The organism is Spirosoma migulaei, from assembly GCF_054776855.1.
On sequence record NZ_BAAHBG010000005.1, the window covers coordinates 281990 to 305723 of the forward strand.

19 protein-coding genes and 8 tRNA genes are annotated in these 23734 nt (G+C 47.9%); 11 read left to right on the plus strand and 16 right to left on the minus strand.

The features are described 5' to 3' along the window. Positions 1 to 228 precede the first annotated feature (228 nt). On the plus strand, positions 229 to 1356 hold the full coding sequence (locus ACYVGO_RS06710; RefSeq protein ID WP_460968509.1) for a rhomboid family intramembrane serine protease: 1128 nt from the start codon (positions 229 to 231) through the stop codon (positions 1354 to 1356). Positions 1357 to 1370: 14 nt separating this feature from the next. On the opposite strand, the gene ACYVGO_RS06715 is transcribed toward ACYVGO_RS06710, so the two are convergent. After that, on the minus strand, positions 1371 to 1715 hold the full coding sequence (locus ACYVGO_RS06715; protein WP_142775997.1) for a winged helix-turn-helix domain-containing protein: 345 nt from the start codon (positions 1713 to 1715) through the stop codon (positions 1371 to 1373). Positions 1716 to 1771: 56 nt separating this feature from the next. Next, positions 1772 to 3814: a hypothetical protein gene (locus ACYVGO_RS06720; RefSeq protein WP_460968510.1), complete on the minus strand. Its 2043-nt coding sequence runs from the start codon at positions 3812 to 3814 to the stop codon at positions 1772 to 1774. A 343-nt stretch (positions 3815 to 4157) separates the two neighbouring features. On the opposite strand from ACYVGO_RS06720, the gene ACYVGO_RS06725 reads away from it, so the two are divergent. From ACYVGO_RS06725 to ACYVGO_RS06740, 4 genes are all read left to right on the plus strand, one after another. Further along, entirely contained in the window at positions 4158 to 5600 is a 1443-nt protein-coding gene (locus tag ACYVGO_RS06725; protein ID WP_460968512.1) for a T9SS type A sorting domain-containing protein, read from the plus strand. Between the two features lie 213 nt (positions 5601 to 5813). Further along, on the plus strand, positions 5814 to 7208 hold the full coding sequence (locus tag ACYVGO_RS06730) for a cytochrome ubiquinol oxidase subunit I (RefSeq protein ID WP_460968514.1): 1395 nt from the start codon (positions 5814 to 5816) through the stop codon (positions 7206 to 7208). 61 nt (positions 7209 to 7269) lie between these two features. After that, entirely contained in the window at positions 7270 to 8304 is a 1035-nt protein-coding gene (gene cydB, locus ACYVGO_RS06735; protein WP_460968516.1) for a cytochrome d ubiquinol oxidase subunit II, read from the plus strand. Positions 8305 to 8351: 47 nt separating this feature from the next. Next, positions 8352 to 8561, plus strand: a complete 210-nt coding sequence (locus tag ACYVGO_RS06740; protein ID WP_142775990.1) for an alkylphosphonate utilization protein — start codon at positions 8352 to 8354, stop codon at positions 8559 to 8561. A gap of 208 nt (positions 8562 to 8769) precedes the next feature. Here ACYVGO_RS06740 and ACYVGO_RS06745 read toward each other — a convergent pair whose 3' ends face one another. The 6 genes from ACYVGO_RS06745 to ACYVGO_RS06770 form a co-directional block, all read right to left on the minus strand. Beyond that, on the minus strand, positions 8770 to 9783 hold the full coding sequence (locus ACYVGO_RS06745; protein WP_460968518.1) for a sterol desaturase family protein: 1014 nt from the start codon (positions 9781 to 9783) through the stop codon (positions 8770 to 8772). A 126-nt stretch (positions 9784 to 9909) separates the two neighbouring features. Next, on the minus strand, positions 9910 to 10605 hold the full coding sequence (gene nfi, locus ACYVGO_RS06750) for a deoxyribonuclease V (protein ID WP_460968520.1): 696 nt from the start codon (positions 10603 to 10605) through the stop codon (positions 9910 to 9912). 127 nt (positions 10606 to 10732) lie between these two features. Next, on the minus strand, positions 10733 to 12256 hold the full coding sequence (locus ACYVGO_RS06755; RefSeq protein WP_460968522.1) for a S41 family peptidase: 1524 nt from the start codon (positions 12254 to 12256) through the stop codon (positions 10733 to 10735). Between the two features lie 45 nt (positions 12257 to 12301). Next, a complete protein-coding gene (locus ACYVGO_RS06760) occupies positions 12302 to 13663 on the minus strand; it encodes a serine hydrolase (RefSeq protein ID WP_460968524.1) in 1362 nt (453 codons plus the stop codon). Between the two features lie 49 nt (positions 13664 to 13712). Next, positions 13713 to 14867, minus strand: a complete 1155-nt coding sequence (locus tag ACYVGO_RS06765; RefSeq protein WP_460968525.1) for a helix-turn-helix domain-containing protein — start codon at positions 14865 to 14867, stop codon at positions 13713 to 13715. Positions 14868 to 14889: 22 nt separating this feature from the next. After that, on the minus strand, positions 14890 to 15510 hold the full coding sequence (locus tag ACYVGO_RS06770) for a hypothetical protein (protein WP_142775984.1): 621 nt from the start codon (positions 15508 to 15510) through the stop codon (positions 14890 to 14892). Positions 15511 to 15681: 171 nt separating this feature from the next. On the opposite strand from ACYVGO_RS06770, the gene ACYVGO_RS06775 reads away from it, so the two are divergent. The 5 genes from ACYVGO_RS06775 to ACYVGO_RS06795 all read left to right on the plus strand — a co-directional run bounded on the left by ACYVGO_RS06775 (position 15682) and on the right by ACYVGO_RS06795 (position 20784). Continuing rightward, positions 15682 to 16875: a hypothetical protein gene (locus tag ACYVGO_RS06775; RefSeq protein WP_142775983.1), complete on the plus strand. Its 1194-nt coding sequence runs from the start codon at positions 15682 to 15684 to the stop codon at positions 16873 to 16875. 41 nt (positions 16876 to 16916) lie between these two features. Continuing rightward, complete coding sequence (locus ACYVGO_RS06780) at positions 16917 to 18620, plus strand: hypothetical protein (RefSeq protein WP_460968527.1); 1704 nt, start codon at positions 16917 to 16919, stop codon at positions 18618 to 18620. A gap of 169 nt (positions 18621 to 18789) precedes the next feature. After that, positions 18790 to 18865: transfer RNA gene (locus ACYVGO_RS06785), tRNA-Gly, on the plus strand. Positions 18866 to 19469: 604 nt separating this feature from the next. Further along, a complete protein-coding gene (locus ACYVGO_RS06790) occupies positions 19470 to 19829 on the plus strand; it encodes an ISAon1 family transposase N-terminal region protein (protein WP_460968529.1) in 360 nt (119 codons plus the stop codon). Continuing rightward, the gene (locus ACYVGO_RS06795; RefSeq protein WP_460968530.1) at positions 19798 to 20784 is read left to right on the plus strand and encodes an ISAon1 family transposase; all 987 of its coding nucleotides are present in this window, start codon (positions 19798 to 19800) and stop codon (positions 20782 to 20784) included. The genes ACYVGO_RS06790 and ACYVGO_RS06795 overlap by 32 nt, the downstream gene beginning before the upstream one ends. A 133-nt stretch (positions 20785 to 20917) precedes the next feature. Here the strand turns inward: ACYVGO_RS06795 and ACYVGO_RS06800 are convergent, their stop codons facing one another. The 8 genes from ACYVGO_RS06800 to ACYVGO_RS06835 form a co-directional block, all read right to left on the minus strand. Beyond that, positions 20918 to 22129 carry a DUF5677 domain-containing protein gene (locus ACYVGO_RS06800; RefSeq protein ID WP_460968531.1) on the minus strand — a complete coding sequence of 404 codons (1212 nt, stop codon included), beginning with the start codon at positions 22127 to 22129 and terminating at the stop codon, positions 20918 to 20920. A 242-nt stretch (positions 22130 to 22371) separates the two neighbouring features. Then, positions 22372 to 22443: transfer RNA gene (locus tag ACYVGO_RS06805), tRNA-Gln, on the minus strand. Between the two features lie 5 nt (positions 22444 to 22448). Next, positions 22449 to 22521: transfer RNA gene (locus ACYVGO_RS06810), tRNA-Gln, on the minus strand. Positions 22522 to 22547: 26 nt separating this feature from the next. Beyond that, a tRNA-Ser gene (locus tag ACYVGO_RS06815) sits at positions 22548 to 22647 on the minus strand. Positions 22648 to 22651: 4 nt separating this feature from the next. Next, positions 22652 to 22723: transfer RNA gene (locus ACYVGO_RS06820), tRNA-Trp, on the minus strand. 15 nt (positions 22724 to 22738) lie between these two features. After that, positions 22739 to 22809, minus strand: a tRNA-Cys gene (locus ACYVGO_RS06825). Between the two features lie 4 nt (positions 22810 to 22813). Further along, positions 22814 to 22897 (minus strand) — tRNA-Tyr (locus ACYVGO_RS06830). Positions 22898 to 22902: 5 nt separating this feature from the next. After that, positions 22903 to 22975: transfer RNA gene (locus ACYVGO_RS06835), tRNA-Pro, on the minus strand. A gap of 410 nt (positions 22976 to 23385) precedes the next feature. Between ACYVGO_RS06835 and ACYVGO_RS06840 the strand changes: the two genes are divergently transcribed. After that, entirely contained in the window at positions 23386 to 23724 is a 339-nt protein-coding gene (locus tag ACYVGO_RS06840) for a hypothetical protein (protein WP_142775981.1), read from the plus strand. The last annotated feature ends 10 nt before the right edge of the window (positions 23725 to 23734 follow it).

A 23734-nucleotide genomic window follows, 5' to 3' on the forward strand; every position in this document is an offset into this window, starting at 1 on the left:
CTAAAGCCCGGCCTGTAGGGTTGGCTCAAGGCCCCGATGGTTCGCTCTATATTAGTGATTCTGTAAAAGGTAAAGTTTGGCGGGTACTATACACCGCGAAGAAGTAATCAATCGTATTTTTGAGACTGTTCGCTGCCTCGGGTTTATACACTATGGCTTAACAACTATAGCGTGATGAGCCTGGCGCACGAACAGTTTTTTAGTTTTAAGCGAAACTACCCACCACCTATGAATGCCGACACACCTGACAATCAGGATACGCCCCACTCTGGTTCAAGACCACCAAGCCCCGAGAGACCCAATCCCTTACAACTGCTCAAACCCAGTGATGGATACGTAGTAACGCCCATACTTGTTTGGTTGAATGTAGGGGTATTTATTCTTATGGCTGTAAGCGGTGTTGACATGTTGCAACCGGCCAGTGCGGACTTAATTCAATGGGGGGCTAATTATTCGCCCTTAACCCTTGGTGGGGAGCCATGGCGACTGCTGAGTTGTTGTTTCCTGCATATTGGTATCCTTCACCTGCTGTTCAATATGTATGCACTGGTTCAGATTGGCCCTATCCTGGAGCCTTTGCTGGGTACCCGTCAGTTCACAATTGCCTATCTTACGGCAGGTTTGATGGGCAGCGTTGTAAGCTTATGGTGGCATGATGTTGTACTAGGCGCTGGTGCATCGGGGGCTATTTTTGGGATGTATGGTGTCTTTCTTGCCCTACTAACCACCAATTGGCTCGATGCCGCTGTTCGAAGGGAGTTGCTGAAGAGTATCCTGACATTTGTTGGCTTTAACCTATTCATAGGTATGCAGTCGCATATCGACAATGCCGCCCACATAGGGGGACTACTAGGGGGACTGTTTACGGGTTATGCCTACTATTTATTTGTTTTTCGGGCTAATCAACCGGCAGGTCGAGCCCTGTTGCCAATGCTTGTCCCCCCGCTGCTGGCTTTGTTGCTGGCTGTACTGGTTTATACGCATAAATCGACCCCACTTGCTGATTTTGACCGGATCATGGAGCGGTTTAATAAATTGAACACCCAGGCGATGAATGTTTTCCGTTTGCCACCGAATACCTCAGCCACCAAGGTAGCCAAAGCCATGAACGACCAGGGCGTGGTTGCCTGGCAGGAAGCTATTGCCCTTCTCGATAAGGCCGATAAACTTGACTTGCCGGACGGGTATCATCAGCATACGAAACTATTACGCCAATACAGTACACTACGACTAAAAAGTTTTAAACTTCTACAACGCTCCCTGACTGATACAACCCATATTTACGACAACCAGATTGCAATCTATGATCAGCAAATCGCGACGGTTTTAAGTCAGTTGAACGCGAAAAAGAAATAAGTCCGCCTGATTACTTAAGGCAGATTTGCCAGTTCATCGGCCAGGAATTTCTGGAAACGCTCCTGTAGCCCGCGGTAATGGGAGAGGTATTTTTCGCCTTCGGCGGTTATAATCGTTCCACCCCCTTTTTCACCCCCAGTTTGTGTAGTTACCAAGGGTGTATCTGCCTGTGTATTCATCGAATGCACCATCTCCCAGGCACGTTTATACGACATCTTCATCGCTTTGGCGGCCTGATTTATGGAGCCTGTATGCTGGATATGGCCGAGCAATTCCAGCCGCCCGATACCCATAAATCGTTCGGCTGAATCGATGGATACGGATTCGAGCCAGATACGGCCGTTTATGCGAAGATTCATAGCAGACTCAGTTAGTCAGGAAGCTAAAGTACAACGGAAGATGGCGTTTTGCTTACTCACGGAGCTACCCGCTTTACATTCATCTGCCGAAACGCGCTCTTTAATTGTAGTAACTCTTTGTTTTTCAGGCTAATTGAATCTTTAGCCTGCTTACTCAAACTTCGGGCTACGCTGTTGGACAGGAACCAGCCCAGCGGATACTTGTCGCTATACGTTAGTCGGAGGGTCAGGTAATTGATTTTGGGGTTGGCAAATCGATTCATAAACGAATTGAACATATTGTCGCGGGTGGTGGAGCCATTATCCCAGGCGTTGAAAAAGCCGAGCAGGGGTATCTGAACCTCCTGTAAGATGGATCGTTTCTGAGGGAGTTTACCAATCGTATTGCTGTTCTGAATAAAGAGAATATAAGGGATAATGACAACGTGCCTGGCGGTATCCAACCGTCGAATGGAGGGGACCAGATTGTTCATCAGTTGAATACAAGTCTCTACGCCCGAATTGTCAAAATAACCCCCGTCTACAATATGCCCGCCGTACTGCTGCTTTCGCCCATTACCCAGCAGTATGTCTTTCTGAATTAATCCGCCATTGGTTACGATTGGGAAACGACTGCATAAGGAAGCTGCCGTTTTTAAGGGTACATCGGTTCCCAGTACGTCCAGCGTGGATACCACATTTTTAAAATAACCCGGATCGAGTTGCAGATTTGACGTGATCGTTTTCTGACCTGATTCGGCCAACGTGCCGTTCAGCAGGAGGGAAGGCAGGTTATAGTTGTAGCCATTTGAGGTCTGGTATAATTGCGTTAGTGATGAATCGAGCGTGCGAAAGCCCAGATTATCCCGGTACGAATCGGCCCAGGAATCTTCGAGCCATTTGGCCCGCTCAAGAGGGGATACGGGTAGTGGAATAAGTCGCTGTAGGGATTCAGGGAATAATAGGGCTGCCGAGACTGCCGATAAATAGTCATCACGAATAACCTTCCGAAACTGATCGAACCGGCCATTACGTTTCGTTTCAGGCACATCGCGGAGGAAAGCTGTATAAAATACCGTTCCAACACCCCCGCCCGATACGCCACTGAGTGCGTACACGTGTCGACTGAATCCCGGAATGATCGAATCCAGTCGGATGAGGGTTTCGGCAGTCCAGTTCAAGGCCCGAATCCCACCGCCTTCAGCCGCTACCAGTACCAACGGAATTGTATCGCCTTCTTCCTGTTGACGGGCGGTTACCCAGTTGACAAAATGGGCTTCTACGGTTGGGCGCTGGCTAATGGAGGGAACTCCCTTATCAATAGCCCGCCGAACAGCCGTGTTATCGTTAAAGGCACTGATAATGATCAGATAGGTGAATACCAGTAGTACCAGTGGACGGTACCGATAATCGTTGAAGTACGCGATGAGGCTTCCCCAGAATGTATATAGCGTAATGCCGAAAATGATGATAGCCGTTGGACGTAACCGCCGGGCAATCCCCCATTCAACAGGCAGACTAAAAAAAATAAGCAGAAAAAGGCTCAGGGCCAGGCCGCTTGTAACAACCAGACGGCCAAGCGGATTTCGCCAAAGTACCCGGAAGTCCTGGGTGAGATTGGTGTAGCGATCTCCAAATCTCCAGTAGGTAGGCAGAGCGAAAACCGTAATTCGCCATTCTACCCACAGAAACAAACCCAGCATCAGCGCGCTTTCAAGCAAAAGTAGATAAGGCTGCCAGCGGTCAGGCTTCCAGAATGCGTAGGCTAAAATCAGGGCCGGGATCATTCCGCCGAGTTTAGGCAGCCACCGTAGTAACACATCACACTCCTGATTCAGGCGGATTCCCACAGGTGAGATGTGCAGAATTAGGCGGGTACTACCGTATACGATCCAACTCCAGACGAACGTGCTCAGGAGAATATACTGAAACAGGCGACTGAACACCCCATCGTCAATTACTGCATTGATCATGTCGGCCGCCTGATCGGGAATATTCAGAATATAGAATGAAATAAGCAGCGTAATGATGACCACAAAGGCATTGCGCTGAGTTTGGTAGAACGCAATGATGTAGTTGATGAATTGTCGTTCAAGGGTACGCGGGCCAGTGGATTGCACAGAGAATAGGATTAATCGGTCAATTCGTTGAATGTACTGGTTTACGGCTTACATGTCGACAAATTGGTTAAGACTTTCTACGGAAAGATGTTCTTCTAATTCTACTGATGTTAAAACAGTCTGGTAGTTGCTTTGAGTGCGAAGAATTGGCAGAGGTACTTCTAACGTTGGCATTAATAGCCGTGGATTTATTGATTTTGTATAAAAATTATTCATTTTTGTGTAATAATAAGTGTCCCGTCTTGTCTAATCCTAACGTTGTTGCGTATTGAATCCGTAATGTACTTCTATGAAAAAAAACTACTGTAGCCATCTTGTACGACTAGGAAGTGGTCTTCTTCTTATGACTAGGATAGCCGCTGCTCAGGCACCTACCAACCTTACCAGCGATATCAGCTTACCATTCAGTTCCACGTACACGAATTCCGCGAATGGCCCCTATTTTCTAAATCTAACCCAACTGACTAACTCATTTAATTATGCCCGCAGGCAGGAAGAAACGCAGTTGGGATTACCCGCCAATAGCCTGGGCACACTAACGTTGCCCGCTTCGTATTCAACACTTTCGGCTCAGCAACGGAGTCTTTTTCTGGTTAATGCAGAGCGACAGGCGCGGGCAGGCGTTACCTATCCTGTGTCGGGAGCGGTGTTAGGCCTTCCGCTGGAGGGTGTAGAAAGCAACCTGTCGGTGGTTTCGCAGGGGCACGCTTCGAATATGATGACCACTGGCATATTTAGTCACACGATTAGCGGACAAACATCAACAGATCGTATCAATGCCTCATCGACTTTTGCGGGCAGTTGTCATGAGTTTCTGGCAAGAGATGAAAACATATACAAACAATGCCTGTATACATCATCATCCACGCCACCCAGCAACCCTACCTATGCCGCTGACCAAGCCATTTTTTCGTGGTTGTATCAGGATGCTGGAGCTGGCTGGGGACACCGGGATGCGCTATTGATGCAGAATATCAGTGGCAACCTACCCTCGCCGTCGGCCCCGTCGACAAATGCGTATGACAATAATTATAGCGCAACAACCAGCGAGGGTTTTCTGGGCGTAGGAATTTCCTATGGGAGTGGCAGCAATAGCGTTACAACCGGATTCGGCGGCCTGTGTCCACCTAGCTCAAATACGGCTATTATGACTAAAACGGCTGCTGTAGTTGTGTTTAACTTTGTTGACCCTGCCGCTTCAGGCTGTTCGTATTCGTTGGAGACCAATCCGTTGCCAGTTCATCTGTTATCATTTGTGGGAGCTGCTCGTGAGAACAAAGCGGTGCTGAGCTGGACAACTACCTGGGAACAGACCAATCTGGGTTTTGATGTGCAGCGTAGCCACGATGCTCAGGCCTGGGAGCCAATCGGGTTTGTAGCCGCTAAAACAGATCTGAGAGACTACAACCTGTATCAGTTCGATGACGAAGATGTCAGTGCAGGCACTACGTATTATTATCGGTTGAAACAGCGGGATTTTGATGGAAAGACTACGTTCTCCTCAATTGTGGCCGTAACGATTCTACCAACAGATGAGCTGGTGTATGTATATCCAAATCCAAGCCCATCCGGTGAGTTCCGGGTGTTTACCTCGCATGCTGCCACGGCGTCCGTTAATCTGTGCGATATATACGGAGTGATCTACCCGCTTACGATTCAGGCTGAAAGCGAAACAAAAGTTAAGGTAAACGTCACGTCGACCCTATCTGCGGGCCTATATTGGTTAACCGTAAAAGGGGGGAGCCTGCTGCCTGCCAGAACGTTTAGAGTTGTGGTGGGCAACTAACCCTATTCTTCTTTTTTGAATAGTATCTATCGACTCCAAAGTAGCTTGCAAGCTACTTTGGAGTTTTTGTTTTTCTGTAAAAAACTAGTGTAGATAGGTAGGGCGAATGGCCTTCTGTTGTACCTTTCGGGCGATAGTTTCCTCGCCTGGTTCGCCCCTTATCGCACTGCCTGTCTGCGACCTCGGCGACCTGTCCCGACTATCGCTCTGGTTATGGACAATGTAGAATTGCTCTCCCGGATTCAGTTCGCTTTCACCATCGCGTTTCATTATATCTATCCGCCCCTAAGTATTGGTTTAGGCGTTTGCCTGGTTGTAATGGAAGGCCTGTATCTGAAAACAAAAGACAAGATTTATGAAGAGTTGACCCGGTTCTGGGTCCGGATTTTTGCTCTTATTTTCGGCATTGGTGTCGCTACGGGTATTGTTATGGAGTTTGAGTTCGGTACTAACTGGGCTGCCTATTCACGCTACGTTGGCGATATTTTTGGCTCTGCCCTGGCGGCCGAGGGTATTTTTGCGTTTGCACTGGAGTCAGCGTTTTTGGGCATCCTGCTGTTCGGTTGGAATCGGGTGAGCCCACGGGTCCATTTTATGGCAACTGTGTTAGTAGCACTTGGCTCCATTTTCTCCGCCCTCTGGATTGTGGTCGCTAATTCGTGGCAGCAAACGCCTTCCGGCTATCGGATTGAAGGGAAAGGGATGCAGGCCCGCGCTATTGTAACAGATTTCTGGGCCATGGTTTTCAATCCGTCGTCGATTGAGCGTTATTCTCACGTGCTGATTGGGGCTCTACTGGCTGGTTCGTTTCTGGTCTTGAGCGTGAGTGCCTGGTATATCCTGAAAAAGAAATACCTCATTCATGCCGAAGCCGCCTTCCGAATCGCGCTCTGGGTGGCAGCTATATCGTCACTTGCTCAACTGTTTACGGGGAGCAAGTCGGCGGAGGTGGTTACGAAATACCAACCGGCAAAACTGGCTGCGATGGAAGGCCACTTCGAGAAATCGGCACCTGGTGATATGTACCTGATGGGTTGGGTAAATGCGAAGGAACAGAAAACAACCGGCCTTAAAATTCCAGGTGGCCTATCTTTTCTGGTACACCATGACGTCAACGCACCCATTCCCGGACTGAACAGCATCAAACCCGAGAATCGGCCGACGGCCATCAACTTCGTATTTCAGACCTACCACCTGATGATTACTATAGGTATGACACTGATTGCGCTGACCTTATTCGCGCTTTTTATGCTCTACCGGGGCAAACTGTTTCAAACGCGCTGGCTCATGGGTGTTTTTGTGTTCTCGGTTCTGCTACCCCAAGTTGGCAATCAGGTAGGCTGGTACACGGCCGAAGTCGGTCGGCAACCCTGGGTCGTTTATGGATTGCTACGTACCTCAGATGCGCTCTCGCAGGCCGTTAAAGCTGAGCATGTTCTGGCGTCGCTCATTATGTTCACGTTTATTTACGTTATGTTGTTTGGCCTGTTTCTGTACTTGCTCAACAAGAAAATCCAGCACGGTCCTGATGTGGCTTCGGATGATGAAACGTCTTCCCGCATGAACCCGTCGCTTTCGCCAATTTTGACTGATAGAATGAATGAGTGAGTGAATAGTGGGTTGGATATTATTCACTCACTCATTCATTCTATCAGTCAAAATTAAACTTATGGATACTGTTCTCGGAATTGATCTTCCTAGCTGGTGGTTTTTGCTGATTGGCGCGCTCATCAGCGGATATGGCATTTTAGATGGCTTCGACTTGGGCGCGGGGGCCTTGCATCTGTTTTTTCGGAAAGAACAGAGCCGACGAATTGCGCTCAATGCCATTGGACCGGTTTGGGATGGTAACGAAGTCTGGCTCGTGATTGGGGCTGGTTCGTTGTTTGCGGCTTTCCCGCTGGTGTATGGTACCATTCTGTCGGTGTTTTATTTGCCGTTTATGTTGTTTCTGGTGGCCATTATTTTTCGGGGTATCTCGATTGAATTTCGGAGTAAGGAAAAAATGAAATGGTGGCATCAACTGTGGGATGTCAGTTACTGCGTATCCAGTACAGTTATTTCGCTCTTGCTGGGATTGATTTTGGGTAATCTGATTCAGGGTATTCCGCTCAATGCCAACCACGAATTTGTCGGGCGACTGCGCGATTTTTTCAACCCCTACGCCATCCTGATTGCCGTTACGGTGCTATCGCTGTTCATGATGCATGGTGCCATGTATCTGCTCATGAAAACCGAAGATCGGCTGTACGCCAAGCTGACGATCATTGCCAATAACACCAGCAAGTTTTTTATTCTGTGTTTCATGGCTACGTCGATGGCTACGCTCATATATGTACCGCACATGACGGCCATTTTCAAGGCATATCCAGAGCTGTTTGCGCTAGGGATTGCCGCCGTTTTAATCGTCCTGAATATCCGTCGGAGTATTGAAAAGCGACAATATCGACGTGGTTTCATCTCCTCGTCCGTCACGACGGCTTTATTGCTGATTCTGTTTGCGATGGGGCTCTACCCAAACCTGGTTCTCTCGAATATCGACCCGAAAGGCAGCATTAGCATTTACGAAGCGGCTTCGTCGGATGGCTCCCTGCGGACGATGCTCCTGTTTGCGGCTATCGGGATGCCGCTAGTTGCCACTTATACGGTTTTCATGTTCTGGACCTTTCGCGGGAAGGTGAAACTGGAGGAACATAGCTATTGACGGTGGGCTTCGTACCTTTACAACAAACCACCAAAAACAAAACCTAGATGGACGTAAAAGATAGCAACGGAACGATCCTTGCTGAAGGCGATTCGGTAAAATTGATTAAGGATTTAAAGGTAAGAGGTTCGTCGTCGACGTTGAAACGAGGAACGGTCGTAAAGAACATTCGTCTCACAGGGGATTTTGAGGAGATTGAAGGGCGCGTGGAGAAGACGGTGATGGTGTTGAAGACTATGTTTTTGCAGAAAGTTTAAGTACTGGTTATTTAAGTTACGCCTGGTCAAGAAGCCAGGCGTTTTTGTCGTATAGGGAGAGGTTTACAGCCGCCCAAGGGCTCTATAAGCTGGTCTTTTTGCGTCCTAAAACCAAGTATGGGGTAATCCAGAAAAGCTTCTACCAAATTTTGGCTAGTGGTGCAGGAGAAACGTATTATTTTTATTAGTGTAGCCGACATCTGAATACTTAGGACCTTCCAGCCAAACTAACCTCCTGCTGGTGCTCCTTAATATAATCAGCCTTTACGATCGTAGCGGTTTTATGATCGCCGGTATGGCTCCAGCCAGGCGGCATGAAGATGTAGAGGATTTTATTTTTAAGACCGGGTGCCTGGTAAACATCCTTGCCCAGGGCGACAATTTCGCCAAAATAGGCATCCAGAAAATCTCCCTTTTTCATGGGACGGCTGATGCCGTATTCGATTTCCATATTCTGTTTTTCATCCTGTAAGGTGCCAAATGCCCGATCCCAGATATTGAGCAGATTGCAGAAGTTGGTATCCATATACAGCGGATTGCGAGCGTGGTGTACGCGGTGATGTGAGGGCGTGAGAATATACTTATTCAGGAAGCCCAGACGTCCGTCTTTCAGTAAATTTTCGCCGATATGAATAAAGGCACCCCAGGTTCCATCGATGAACATGATCAGGAAAAGCAGGGGAGGATTTACGCCCAGCAGGATACAAATGGTGGTGCGAATAATATCGGCATAGGGCGCTTCGAGGAAGAAGTGCGCGTAGGTTACCGAGAGGTTCATGTATTCCGGCGCGTGGTGCGTTGAGTGCAGGCACCAGAACAGCCGGACTTTATGCCCAAAATAATGGTAGACGAAATGGGCCAGTTCCCAAACAACATAACCATACACAAACCAGTACCAAGTGAGACTGGTCTTCATAATTGCATAAGGCTCAAACAAGCCGATGCAAAAGGCGACCATCGCAATGGACAGGAAGCTGGATATAAAGCGGTTCAGGATATACGTGAACAGGGAGATTTTGTATTGGGAATGTGAGTAGCGCCGGTAAAACAGGCCCCGAATAATCTCGATCAGCAGCAAGACCGGAATGGCTGGCCTTAAAAAAGCCTGAATGCCTTTCTGAGTCAGTAGCGCTTCATAATTCTGTGTTCGAATGATTTCCCAAAGTTGGTCAAACCCCCAAAAGCCGGTGAATTCTTTGTAAAGGATCTCGAAAATGTTCATGATGTACAGCGGGTTTCCGGTAGAGATGATCTGGACTCAGTTCAGCACAAAATAGCTCCAATCAGCATAAACAACTTTTGTGTGAATTTATACCGTTCATCGTCTAGGAGTGTCCCTTGTAGTCGACTATCCCGCCATACCTTCCCGCTCACCCCGTCGTAACGCATTCACCAGATTATGCGCCCGGCGTGTAGGTTCGGGAATTCGGTAGCCGCCGTCGCACTGAAGCGTAAGGGCGATAGCCGTTTCTAAGTCAATCAAATGACCGGGCGAGACATAGACCGGATTGACTTTGTTTTTGGTCCGTAAAGCCGCGCCGATTATCTCCCCATAATGTCGCATCGGCGACCAGTTGCCGCGCTCCAGGGCCGGTTCGTCGTACTTACCCACCAGTACCGATTTGCCGCAGCCAAACGTTGGCCGGTTCAGGAATAGTCCCGCGTGCGAGGCAATCCCAATTCGGCGTGGGTGGGCAGTACCGTGACCATCGAACATGACCACATCAGGTTCGATTTTGAGTTTCTGCCAGGCCTGGAGCAATGAAGGGATTTCGCGGAAAGAAAGTAAGCCCGGAATGTAAGGGAACGGTGCCGTACTCACAACGCCCGCTTCTTCGATGGTTTCCAGTGTGTCTAATCGTAGTACCACAATTCCAGCGTAAACCGTTTCTTCAAACTTATTGAACGAAATATCACAGCCCGCAATGGTTTTGGGTGGTTCGGCCAACGGCTCAATCCGTATCTGTGAGCGCAATTGCTGTTGTAATGCGACGGCTTCGGTGGGCGAAACGTTCCAATCGTGAAGAGACTGATAGCTGGCCATGAGTTAGGTAGTTTGTTACATAACACCGGCCGTGGGGCAACGGTTATCAGGGTATTTTTCTGACAGGATTTACAGGATGAACAGGATTGGTTAGACAAAAGAATCCTGTTCATCCTGTAAATCCTGTCTATTTATCCTGCTCGCGGATTAATTTCTTCACAAACTCTAGTATACTGCTTGTGTGGGTTAACACATCATCAATACGAATAGAGACCTCATAATCCGGCATTGTACCACGCCCTTGGGTGGCAATGTCGCCAACGGCGTTGTTGTAATACACGAGCGGTGTGCCAACATAAATTTTAGAATGAGGTAGTTCAAGGTGGACAAAACTGCCACCATTGCCCCCTTTGTAAGCGCCCCCCGATTCTTCGCCTATAAATACGCCTACCTTGTTGGCATGGGCTACGGCCAGAAATTCAGAGGCCGTTGACGCACTTCGTCCATTCATGCAAATGTATACCCGCCCCCGGAATCGATTGGGTTTGGGCGCGTACCGTTTTGGCTGGCCACCAGCATCGCCTTGCTTGAGCGTAAACGTGCCATCGGGTTCAGGAATCAGTTCATTTTTAATATTTTTTTGGTCGGCCTCCGACAAATCCGAGAATTGGATGAATTCCGAATCTGAGTTGTCGGTAATGCTATGCTGGCGGGTATAATAAGCAACCGCCGTGTCCGACTTCATCAAATAGGTAAACAGTTCAATACCCTGACTATCCCATCCCCCCGAATTATTATTGAGGTCTAGAATCAGATTCTGGGTATGTTTCTTTTCCATCGTCGCCAGACTCTTGTCCATAAACTCCCGGAATCGGACAACGGCGGTTTCGTTACTTGTCGCGCCTTCGCCCCCAAAGGCGTCAAGTCGTAAATAGGCAGTTTGGGCAGGCTCTTTTAAAAACGATAGGCGCCAGGGGTGTTTCTGTTTCTTGTTATACCACGCCATCATTTGCTTATTGACCCCATTCTTCTTGTAGAATCGTAACGATGTCCCAAAAGGCTGCGCCGGAACAGCAGTCTGAATTGTATCGCCAGCTAACGTCTTGAACGTTAGGGTAAATGTATCGGGTTGATCAACGAACCAATAGTAAAATAGCGTAAACAGCTGCCCTTGTAAGGCAGCCTGTTTCGACGTTTGGATATACCCATCATCCCAGTGATACCGATAAAGAATCTGCCGAATATGATCCATTGATTGCCCGTTGATACTCAGTAGTTCAAAGCCGGGCTTGATGGTTTCATTGGGCGTTCCATTAAACAACACATACGAGCGATTCTGAATGGGAAATAGGAAAAGCGGAAATGTTTTCCACTGACGATTGAATGGCTGTTCCCAGTCTTTTGCGGGAAGTGAATAGGTATGCGCGCAGTGGATGTCGGCAATGAGTGCTTCAATTGTTCGGTAAAAATCGTAGAAGGGGAGAGGTTTGGTAAACGTGTTTCCAAGGCTATCCAGCCTGGTTTGCATGGCCGCTTTGGGCGTGTAGCGATACAAACCCGGATGTGTTTCTTCCAGCAGTCGGCGGAGGTAGCGGAAATCGGCCTGCATATCGGCCGGTTGCAGGATTTTGGTTTTTAAAGAATCGGTTTGTGGCTGAGCTTGGAGTGAGCAGGTAATAAGGAAAAGGAAGAGACTATAGATGAATTTCATGTTTTATTGGTTAGCGCTCAGAAATGGTTTAGAAGACGAAATCGCTTACAATCGTTTCGCCACCAGGTCTCCATTTTGATGAACGACGACCTGGGTAACTCGTCCGCTAGCATCCTTCTGGAAAGTCAGTTGCGCGTTGACGACCTTAAGGAAAAAGTCGGTTTCGCTGGATGGGAAAATCTCAAATCGCTCCTGGCCTGTTACTTGTAGAAATAGCCTTTTCTGCTCGAACGTAATCGCTAAAATTCGCTTCGGATCAAGCTGGTACTTGCCTACATATTGCGCTAACAGGGTTTCGCTAACATGAACCGTTTTAAAACTAACTGGCAGTTGGTAAGGCATACCGTACGTAATAAACAGTAAATCTTTGACCATTGGCTCCAGGGTGGTCATATCTGATGTATCGTCGACATTGGCAAGCATAATCAGGGTGACATCATCCTCGGGAATGAGGATGATGAAGGTCGCGAATCCGGGGAGGTTACCGTTCTGAAATACCAGCTTTTTTCGGTTTACGAAATAATTGATACCCCAACCTTGGCCCCAGTTTCCGGGTTTAATGGGCGTAAATGCCAAGGCTTGGGAAACGGGTTTTAACAATTGACTGGCCCGTATCGCCTGTGCCCAACGGTACAAATCACCCACCGAACTATACATGCCTCCGGCAGCATAAGCCGCTGTTGAATCCAGTGGTCGAACGGCTACTAAAACAGAGTCTTTCCAGTACGTATAGCCCGTTGTTTTATCCGGTCTTTTTAAGTTGATAAAATCAAAGCCCGTTCGCGTAAGTTGAAGCGGATTGATAAACTGCTCCCGAATGACGGTCTCAAACGGTTTTTGCGTTACTTTTTCAATAATCAGACCCAGTAAAAAGTACCCGGAATTCGTATAATTGACCTGCTTCCCCGGTTTGTTCTTTAATGGCTTGTCTTTGAATGTAGAAAGCACGCGTTCTTTCGTAACGGGGCGGGTAAATTCCAGACTGTCCTTGCCGTAGAGAACACTTTTATAGTCGTAAATCCCTGAGGTATGGGCAAATAACTGCTCGATTGTGATCTGATCGCCATTGGGGTAATCGGGCAGATATTTGCTCAGCTTGTCTTTGACAGCCAGCTTTTTCTCTTCCTGCAATTGCAGAATAGCCTCGGCTGTAAATGTTTTGGTAACTGAACCAAGCTGATAAATGCTGCTCGTATCGTTTGGGATTTTAGCACCCTCATTTCGCCAGCCATATCCTTTTTGGAGAAGAACTGCGCCCTTTTGTGCTACCAATATGGTACCATTGAATCGGTGCAGATTGGCGGCTACGGTTAGGTATTCGTCAAGTTTTTCAGTTGTTGTTTTGACAGGTTGGGCGTTGAGCGAGCCCGTAAGGCAAACAAGAACACCCCACAATGAACGTTTCATAGCACGTGTTTTTTGCCCAAAACAAGGCCAAAATCATGCACGTATCTACTCAAATCCTGATTTGAGAGGAGTTTTTCTGTTGGAATACGTATTCACCAGGCGATATCCCCGTCAGTTGCTTGAAGGTTCGCTGGAAAGTAGCCTGCGAATTGAAGCCACAATCGAAGGCAATGCCGGTAAGGGTCAAATGCTCATAAGCCGGATTGGTTAGTCGTTGCTTTACTTCGGCAACCCGATATTCGTTGATAAAGCCGTTGAAGTTTTTATGCAGATGCTGATTGAGTACGGCTGAAATCAGTTTGGGCGGAAGTTGCAGATGTCGGCCTAATTTGTCGACACTTAGATCAGGATATAAAAAGAGCTTTTCCTGTTCCATTGCACTCGATAGCGCGTTAATGACCTGCTCGACGGTTTGGGAAGAGAGTTCAGTACTGGTTGACTTAGTAGTTAATTTATCAATGCTTTCTGAACGTGTATGCAGGTAGCCTTTGAAACCTAACCAGTAAATCAGGATTGCAATGGGAATGTAAATTGGATACCAGCCAAAGCGATCCAGTAAAGGGCCGCGTGAAAAAGGAATGATATAAGGGACTAAGTGAATAAACCAGATGACCTGAAAAGCTAGAAATACATGAACAAACTGCCAGAGCCAGCGCATAGACTGGATTTGACCTGCCTGCTGATTTGGCATAGCTAGTTGATACTGAAAAAGTGTACGTCTAGCCAGGAACAGATAAATTGTAGCCGAAATCCAGCGGGGAATATCAACATAGGTATCGTATTCGTCCATTACATTTCCCCAACGAGGGCCAGTTTTCTGCTCAAAAAATCCAAGCAGCATACCAATAATGAAAACCCACCCTATGAATTTCGAGCCTATATCCAGAACAGTTGGATAAAAATGACGTCGTTCGGTTTTGCCAAATTGAAAAGTCGGGTCCAGCATCGACTTTGTATAAAAGTAAACGAGCGGCCCAATGGGCATGGCAATAATAAGCGGAATTAAATCCAGCACGAATATTACCCAGCGATTCGTAATTGGATTCCCTACCACAAAACTCATAGAGGCCAACAAGCCAATGAGTGCGGCCAGTAATCGGTTCGATAAGCGATGCTCTTTTTTGTTTGTCCACAGCAACGTGCCCAGAATAAATCCCTGGAGTGAGCCAAGCAATAAGATCAGGTCAAGCGGGGCAATGGTCATGGGTGAAGGTGGATCAGTAAGCTTAATCCACAATCTTCACCCGTATTCGGTGCGGGGCTACACTGGTACCGCCAAAATAAAGGCCGGTATTGTAGGCAAACGACTTGTTGTGCGTAAAGGGTACTGTTTTGCCGCCTAAAACCTGATAAACTTTTCGATCGTAGTCGATCTTGATCGTCAGTTTGGTTGGCGTATTGATGGCAACTTCGGCCACTTTAAAATCAATTCGCTGGCCTTCTACATAGATGTACGCACCGAGGTCAATGCGTTGACGCTGAGCGTTCCAGCGCCAGCCTACCCGTGCGCCATCCACCTGATGCGGGGGAACGCCATCCAGCGGTTGGTCTTTGGAGCCTACAAAACCTACTCCAATTACTTTATTCCAATCGTCGGCATCAACGGCCCCAACGTCGTAAATACAGCTACTATCGAACGTAACCGTTGCCGATACTTCACTGGGGCTGATGAGTAACCCAAATTTACGGGCGGGACTCGGCTCGTGTTCACCCGCTTCAATGACGACCCAATCCGAGTCCGATAATAAAAAATCGGGCACGCACGCGCTCATGAATAGACTAAGGCTAATCAGTAATGCTTTGACTACGAATGGCGTAACGTTTGCGGGAGAGTCGAAACGGAGCATAGGATCTGACGTAAGTACACGCTTTGGTATGCAAATAACGCTATAAATCAATGGAAGTGTATCCCGTTGGCTCAGAGTGGGTGAACGATGGGCACAAACCGGTTTTACGACTTTGCGCAACATTTCGTATTTTACAGCATCATTAGACCCTAAAGGGTAATTTCCTCATCTATGCCATCTTCCTCTTCCTCCTCTCACCCATTTAGTATACCAATTTATATCTACGCCGTTGTTTTCGCTTCCTTTTGTGTGATCATGGGCCTGCTTTGGGACATCATGTGGCACATGAGTATTGGGCGCGATGGTTTGTTTGCTCCTCCACACATGGTTATTTATGTGGGCGGCCTGGTAGCCGGTTTGTTTTCGGCTTACCAGATTCTAAATCTAACCTTAACTAAAAGCCACCCAGGCAGAGCCGATGCTGTACCCTTCTGGGGCGTTTTTTATGGCCCGTTGGGTGCCATGTTCTGCGTTTGGGGAGCCTTGGCGATGCTGACATCGGCCCCGTTCGACGACTGGTGGCACAACACCTACGGACTCGATGTTCAGATTCTGACCCCTCCGCACACGATTCTGGCTATCGGGATTATGACCTTACAGTTCGGGGCTATCATTGGAACACTGGCGCTGCAAAACCGATACCGAAACCACACTGAGCTTGTTAATGCTACAGCTACCCGTCTGAAATGGTTATTTGCTATTGCAGCCGGTTTGTTGCTCTCCATGCTGTTCACGCTGTTTTCGGAGTCGATGGAGCAGGGCGACAGCCATAGTACGAGCTATTATGTGACAGCGGCTATTGCGTTGCCATTCTACCTGGTTGCCATGGGGAGAGCCTCCCTGCTTCGTTGGCCTATTACGACCATTGCTGGCTTATTTATGTTGTTTTTGCTGATGCCAAGCTGGATAATTCAGCACCTTCCGGCCGTTCCCCGGCTAGGGCCGGTATTGAACCCGATCACGCACTACCAACCCTTCGTTTTTCCACCCCTGTTAGTCATTCCAGGCTTTGTGATGGACTTGATTCTGCATCGCTTCGACAAGGCCGGCACGGGTCGAAAACTAAACGACTGGCTATTGGCCGCTTTGTTGGGCGTCTCATTTTTACTGATACTACTAGCTGTTCAGTGGCCGGTGGGTACGTTTCTTCAGACGTCGCCTTATGCGCGAAATGGCTTCTTTTTGTCCTACTCCTGGACATACAATAGCCCCCCCGATTGGGAGTACCGGTATGCCTTTCCACCCTGGAGCATTCAATCGCCAGCAGACTTTGCCATCGGTTTCGGGAAGGCACTGCTCTATGCGATCCTCTCGGCCCGTGTTGGCTTGTTATGGGGTAACTGGATGAAACGGGTGGCCCGTTGAGTGAGCGTATTAAGGGAAAGAGATCATGAAATTTTTACGAAATGAATCCAACAGTAAGCACTAAACGAATCCACAGTCGAGTCATACACCTTGCCCTAGTCTATTCACTCATTCTGTCATTCACACATTCACTCATTGCAACCGCTCACGTAGGTAGCTCGGGGGTAATTGTGCAGAAACAGGTCGGTAAGTACCAACTGTTAATTAGCATAAAACCGCCTGATGTTGTGCCCGGAACGGCTATGGTTACGGTTTTTGTGGAACAGGGCCGGGTTAGCAGCATCGGCGCGCGACCTATTTATTTCCGCTCTGGCGATAAGGGTGCCCCCACGCACGACATTCTGACCCCGACCGCAGCTAATCGGTACGAAGGAGATTTGTGGCTAATGGACTCTGGCTCGTCGAGCATTGAATTGAGTATCGATGGCCCCGACGGTAAACAGCAGGTTGTCGTACCTGTGGTGGCGATGGCAACGGCCCTTCGTGAGATGCCCGAGGGAACCGGTTTCGGGTTGGCTGCTATGGGGTTATTGTTGGTGATTATGCTCGTTACCATTATTGGTGCCAGTAATGCCGATGGCGTACTGGTTCCCGGTGAGAAAACTCCAGCCACACTTCGCCGACGAAGACTGGTGGGTATGGGAGTTGGTCTGGCGGTGGTTGTGTTGATCTTAACCGGCTGGCGGGCCTGGTGGACCAGCACGGCTGAAGACTATCGCGATGTGCAACTGTATCGGCCAACGTCGATTAACACATCGGTTCGTATTGCCAACGCCCAGCGGCAACTGACGATTCAATTTGATACCACTGGCTTTGGAACTGGTCGCAGAACGCGTCGACTATTTAGTTTTCTATTGCCCGATCATGGTAAGCTGATGCACGCTTTTTTGGTCAGGATGCCGGGGCTAGATGCCTTTGCCCATTTGCACCCCAACCGTCGGGATACATTAAACTACGAGTCAGCACTACCACCCTTACCCGGTGGTAAATACCTGCTCTATACCGATGTAGTATACCGGAGTGGATTTGCCGAAACAATGACCGATACGGTGGACATACCTTCTCTAAAGATTACACCTGAAGCTGCAGCCAACGCAAAACCAACTGACCTGGACGATAGCTGGCTGGTAACCGAACCGATGGGTGTAAAAGCCAGCGCGGTAAACGTGCCGCATCTAGACAATGACATGGTGGTGTGTGGCAAACCCGGTGCCAGCGTGAAACTTTCGGATGGCTCTTCGATGATTTGGATGGACAAATCGTCGCAGATTCTGGAAGCAGGAAAACTGTACTCACTAAAATTTGCAGTGGCCGATGCACAGGGGAAAGCAGCCTCGCTGGAACCATATCTGGGCATGGGTGGTCACGCAGTAATTCTACGCTCCGATGGCACCGTATACATTCACCTGCACCCTGTAGGTACGTACTCAATGGCGGCAGAGGGCTCACTGGTAGGTCGCATCGCCGATACGGCCCGAACATTCCATTACCCGAATGCTGCCCGGTTCAGCGATAGCATTGATACCTACATCGCTAAGCTTAAAACACTGCCCGATGCTGAAAAGAATAAGTTACTGGCGGCAAGTATGCTGGGTATGGCTCATACCATGAAAACGAACAACATGGTTGAGTTCCCCTATGCCTTTCCACGGGCCGGTCATTATCGCATCTGGGTACAGGTGAAGCGGAACGGTCAGGTACTAACGGGCGTGTTCGATACGCAGGTGAATGAACCATTGTTGTAAAAAAAAACAGACGGTAACTCATTCAGAATCAGTTTTTGCTGGCGGGATGACCAGATTTTTTAAATTTTTTTTGTGGTCAGGACTTGACAAGCGAAGAAAATAGGCTAATTTTGCATCCACAATTCGCCGAAAGGGTTATGCAACTAGCAAAACTGCAACGGCGGACCATGCGAAAGTAGCTCAGCTGGTAGAGCGCGACCTTGCCAAGGTCGAGGTCGCGGGTTCGAACCCCGTCTTTCGCTCCACAAAGAGGCACCGAACCCGGTGCTTTTTTTGTAAATGTCTGCTTCGGCAGAAAGGAATGCCGGGATGGTGGAATTGGTAGACACGCCGGACTTAAAGCAATTTGAGTGCGTGAACGGAAATGTTCGCAGTAGAACCGCTTAAATTCGGGGAAACCTTATCGGTGACGATTGGCAATCCCGAGCCAAGCCTACTCACGAAAGTGGGTGTGGAAGGTGTAGAGACTTAACAGGCGGCACCTACGTCACGCCAGTAGCGTGATAAGGTGAAGAGAAAGTCCAGACCACAAATCTTTGCATAGGGCAAAGAGCAGCGAAAGCTGTAGTTGGTACGAAAATCCTGTGGGCCTCAAGCCCGTGCGGGTTCGACTCCCGCTCCTGGTACCAAGTAAGCCTCTAATTGTCTGACATCCAGACAATTAGAGGCTTTTCTTTTTGCGCATATACGGGTTGGTGTACGGAAATCATTGATTTTGATAAGAAAGACTGTAAAACTTTGGCTAAGCCGCGCCATGGTTATCGCGGATCAACGTCAAAAGTTGTGGAGGGCGTTGTATTTTTCTAGGTTTGTGGCTTCACCCAAGTCTAGCTCATTTTGGAAAGTTTCTTGCCCTTAGTCGAATACCTCTTACCCGAGTTTATCTTAACCTACTACCAATTAACTCGTGTCGAACATGCTTTAGAAGTACTTCATCTCTATCTGGAGGAGAAAAACTACGACGAGTCGGCTAAGCCCCAAGGTGAACTGTTATCCAAGGGCTTTCTGCCAGAAATCACCATTCAAGACTTTCCCATCCGCGATAAACGGGTTTTCCTACACGTCAAGCGTCGACGTTGGCTCAATACCAAAACGCAAAAAGTAGAAACCAGAGATTGGAGCCAAGTGGCACAGGGAACGCGAATGACGACAGACTTCGCGGCTTTTTTAAAAGAAATTGACGGATTCATCCCCCCACAGTACCAATAGCCTGGGCCGTCTTTATGGGGTGGATGGCAATCGGCTGACACGCCAATACCGAACCGAGTTAAGTGCGTTTTCAACTTGGTCTCAACGATCTCATGCCAAGCAGTGGCTGTTGTTTCCGGCCAACTTAGGTACCCATCTCTCCCTGGATGAAACCAGTTTATCCCATGGCGAATTATATACGATCCTGACCAATAAAGCCGCTAAAGGGGGTAAAGGATGTATCGTGGCGATTGTGGCGGGTACCAAGGCTGAAACAGTGATTGAGGCCTTACGCAAGTTGCCTGAAAATCAGCGTAAGAAGGTACAGGAGATTACCCTGGACATGGCGGGCAATATGGCTTTGATTGTCAAGAAATGCTTTCCCAAGGCCACTCAGGTGACCGATCGTTTCCATGTGCAACAATTGGCCCTGGAGGCTGTCCAGGACATGCGGATTGAGTACCGGTGGCAAGCCCTAGATGCGGAGAATGAGGCCCTTGAGCAAGCGAAACTAACCGAAAGTGCTTATGAACCGGAGGTTCTTTCCAATGGCGACACGGTGAAACAGTTGCTGGCTCGCAGTCGCTATGTGCTCTATAAAAAGCCGACCGATTGGACACAAAGCCAGCAAGAGCGGGCTGCTTTGCTGTTCGAACGGTATCCGGATTTGAAGGCCGCTTATGAGTTGAGCCAATCGCTGAGCCATATTTTTGAGAATACGACCGATAAGCTTTACGGCTTAGCTCGGCTGGCCAAGTGGCACGAAAAAGTTCGTCAAGCCGGTTTCAAGTCCTTCAACACGGTGGCTCGTTCGATTCAGCACCACTATGAAACCATTCTGAACTACTTTGACAATCGCAGTACGAATGCGTCAGCGGAGTCTTTCAACGCGAAAATCAAAGCCTTCCGGGCTCAGTTGAGAGGGGTTCGGAATGTGGAATTCTTCTTATATCGGCTGGCTCAGTTATATGCTTAATCCAAGTTGCTCCACAACTTTTGAACTTGATCCGTTATCGCATTCAATCAATGTAAGCAACCTTCGTACCCACGGTAGAAAAAATGAATGTTGTTTTTACCTGCATTTCCTACAATACCTACATTAATTACTTCTACTGAACCATACCAAAGGCTAAGCCAACTTCTTTCTCCAGTTTGGTTAGCACATGGCACATAACAACACGATCTACATTTAGCTGCAATTGCAAAAAAGAGGTTGTAATTTGAAGTAAGGAGATTGCCGTCAATTGTCCAGGGCTCATAAGACCAAAAATGCTTGGGCCCGTAGGTAAAATATTGCTAGTCGCCGTGCCTAATGAAAAGAAAAGTCCCTTTGGTGTAGCATGAATATTCGCGCTCGCTTGCTTATAGTAAGGCCGCAAATGGGAAACACCAACATCACCTTCGATATCCTTGTAGTCTACCTTCTTTTTGCCAAGAGCAGATGCGGCCCATCCGTAGTTCCCAACTCCATAAGGCAAGCCATATTTAGCTACTAAGCGAATCCGAGTTCTTTCTAACTGGGCAAGTTCCCTTTTCGAAATTGGCCTAAGCTTAAGTTTAACGTAATGGATGTTATACTCTTCAACTGCTTTTACTGCCTCTATTCTATCATAATGAAAATATTGTTCAGCAGTACTTGCGCCATGTTTTTGAATGAAAAGGGCCATCACTGTAGTTTCATAAAGAACGCGCCAACGGGCAAGCGCTCCGTCAGCATAGCCAGATTTTAAAAGTGTAAGTATTTCAGAGGTAATTTGGCAGGCACGGGCGTGAAGCCGGGCAAGGCAGAAAAATACCCAATTTTTCGTTTTATCGGCTTTGTCTTTAAATTCATTATTGAAGTCATCGCCTGACTCGGTTGCTGTAACGATGAATACCTCAAGCATATCGATTGCATGACCCCATGTACGGTTTAGGGTAGTCTCAAAATCGTTTTGCCGTTTACGACGACCTTCCAACATAGCAGGAGCGCCCCTCTTTAGATCTTTCAAGAGCGTTTTTGATATTGACTCTGCCAGTTGAGGAATTAACTCGGATGCAGACTTTTGAAGGATGTTAGTGGCAAACTCTTCTATCTCCCCAGGCTTATTAAGGTCTAGAGAAAAATTCTGGATTTTACCATCAGAATCTACACCAATAGACTCAATAGTTATTCCATCCCCTGTAAGATTGCCGAGCTTTTGCTCTATCTCCTCAAGAGTATTGTCGGTGACTTTAAATCCGGCTTCTTCCAGTTTTTCCCTAATGAATGCGGCTTTAAATTTATTTGATTGAAGCTGTTCAAGCAGGACGGATAAAAAGCGTTCGTGTAGCTGATTCATGCCGTGGGATAGTTTCCTTCAATGTAAGCACTTCCTTTTATAAATACCCATAGCGCTCACAGGTTGGATACCGTAAATGCTATGAGCATTTGTGAAGCTCAATTTAATCGCCTGATATCATTAATCGACGCGGTAGAAAACGCAATCTCGTACTTAGTCAACCAAGAGCCAGAAAGCCGAGAGGTCATTAGGATGTTTTATAAACGGAGATGAAATGGTAGAGTATAAGCCTAACACCACAGTTGCCGGACCTGGAATCGAACCAAGGTCACCCGAGTCAGAGTCGGGGGTAATAACCGCTATACTATCCGGCAATATGATGTCCTGCCAGGGGTCGAACCTGGAACCTTCTGAACCAAAATCAGACGCTCTACCAATTGAGCTACAAGACAGTAATAACCTCCTCGCTGAGGTCTTGCAGAGAGCCTGGGGCTCGAATCGACCGGCGACCCGGCCAGAAGTCAGTTTTCCGACCACAGCTTAGCAGGCTGTTCCATTAACCATTCTGGCAACTCTCTATAGCACATCTGGAGCGATTCGAACGCCCGTCAACGGTTTTGGAGACCGCTATCCTAGCCACTGGACGACAGATGTAAATCAAACTTGTTGAGGTCCGTCCCGGATTCGAACCGGGGGTGTTGCTTTTGCAGAGCAATGCCTTACCACTTGGCCAACGGACCATTGTTGTGTGAGACGGACTCGAACCGCCAAGACCCAAAGGCAACCGGGTTACAGCCGGTGACGCTACCAATTACGCTCTATCACACAATGTGTAGGGTAGGCCGGATTCGAACCGACGACCCCTTGGTCCCAAACCAAGTGCGCTACCAGCTGCGCTACTACCCTGAAACAGAAAAAGCCCCTACCGGTTGAATCGATAGGGGCTTTCTATAGAAAAAGTCTTTTGAACCTTAGTCAATAGTCATACCCCTAGCGTGCCAATACTGACAGCTACTTGGTTGGGGTTGATATTGATTACGATTGTTCATGGCACAAAGGTAAGGCAAAAGAAATCACACTTGCAATACCTGCCGTTAAGTAAAATTCGAGAGTCTAGGTTTATTCTATTCTTTGCTTACTATCTATTAAGCCCACCTTTCGTGGGCTTAATAGATTAAATCAAATTCTTGTTGACTTTACAAGCTCCCCAAAACTCACCCAATCAGCACCACAAATAGCTCGAAATCAACAGATAAAAGTTAAATTATTCTGATTCCGCCTGTATTTAAGTTATATTTAAGAAAAATCAGAATACTATGAGTGATCAGGATTTTCAATCCTATGTCGGTTCCTACAAGAATATCGTACACCGGGGACTGGGTGATAAGTACCAGCTACAGGCCCGCAACTTCGAAGTGTTGTTCATTGCGGAGCGCGGTGAATCTATGGGGAACAAAACGGTTATTAAGGCCCTTGCATCCGTTAAATCTCTTTTAGATAGAGCCTTAGTCGATCTAAGCAAAACCACGGAGTTTAGCCGTCTACGACCTCATCTGGTTGGCTGGCAACAGGAGATCGAACTGGCCGACTCAGCTACTAAATTAGGCGCAATTTCTAAACGAGCCAGTGAGATAATGCTATCCCTCGTAGCTTAACGTTTAGATC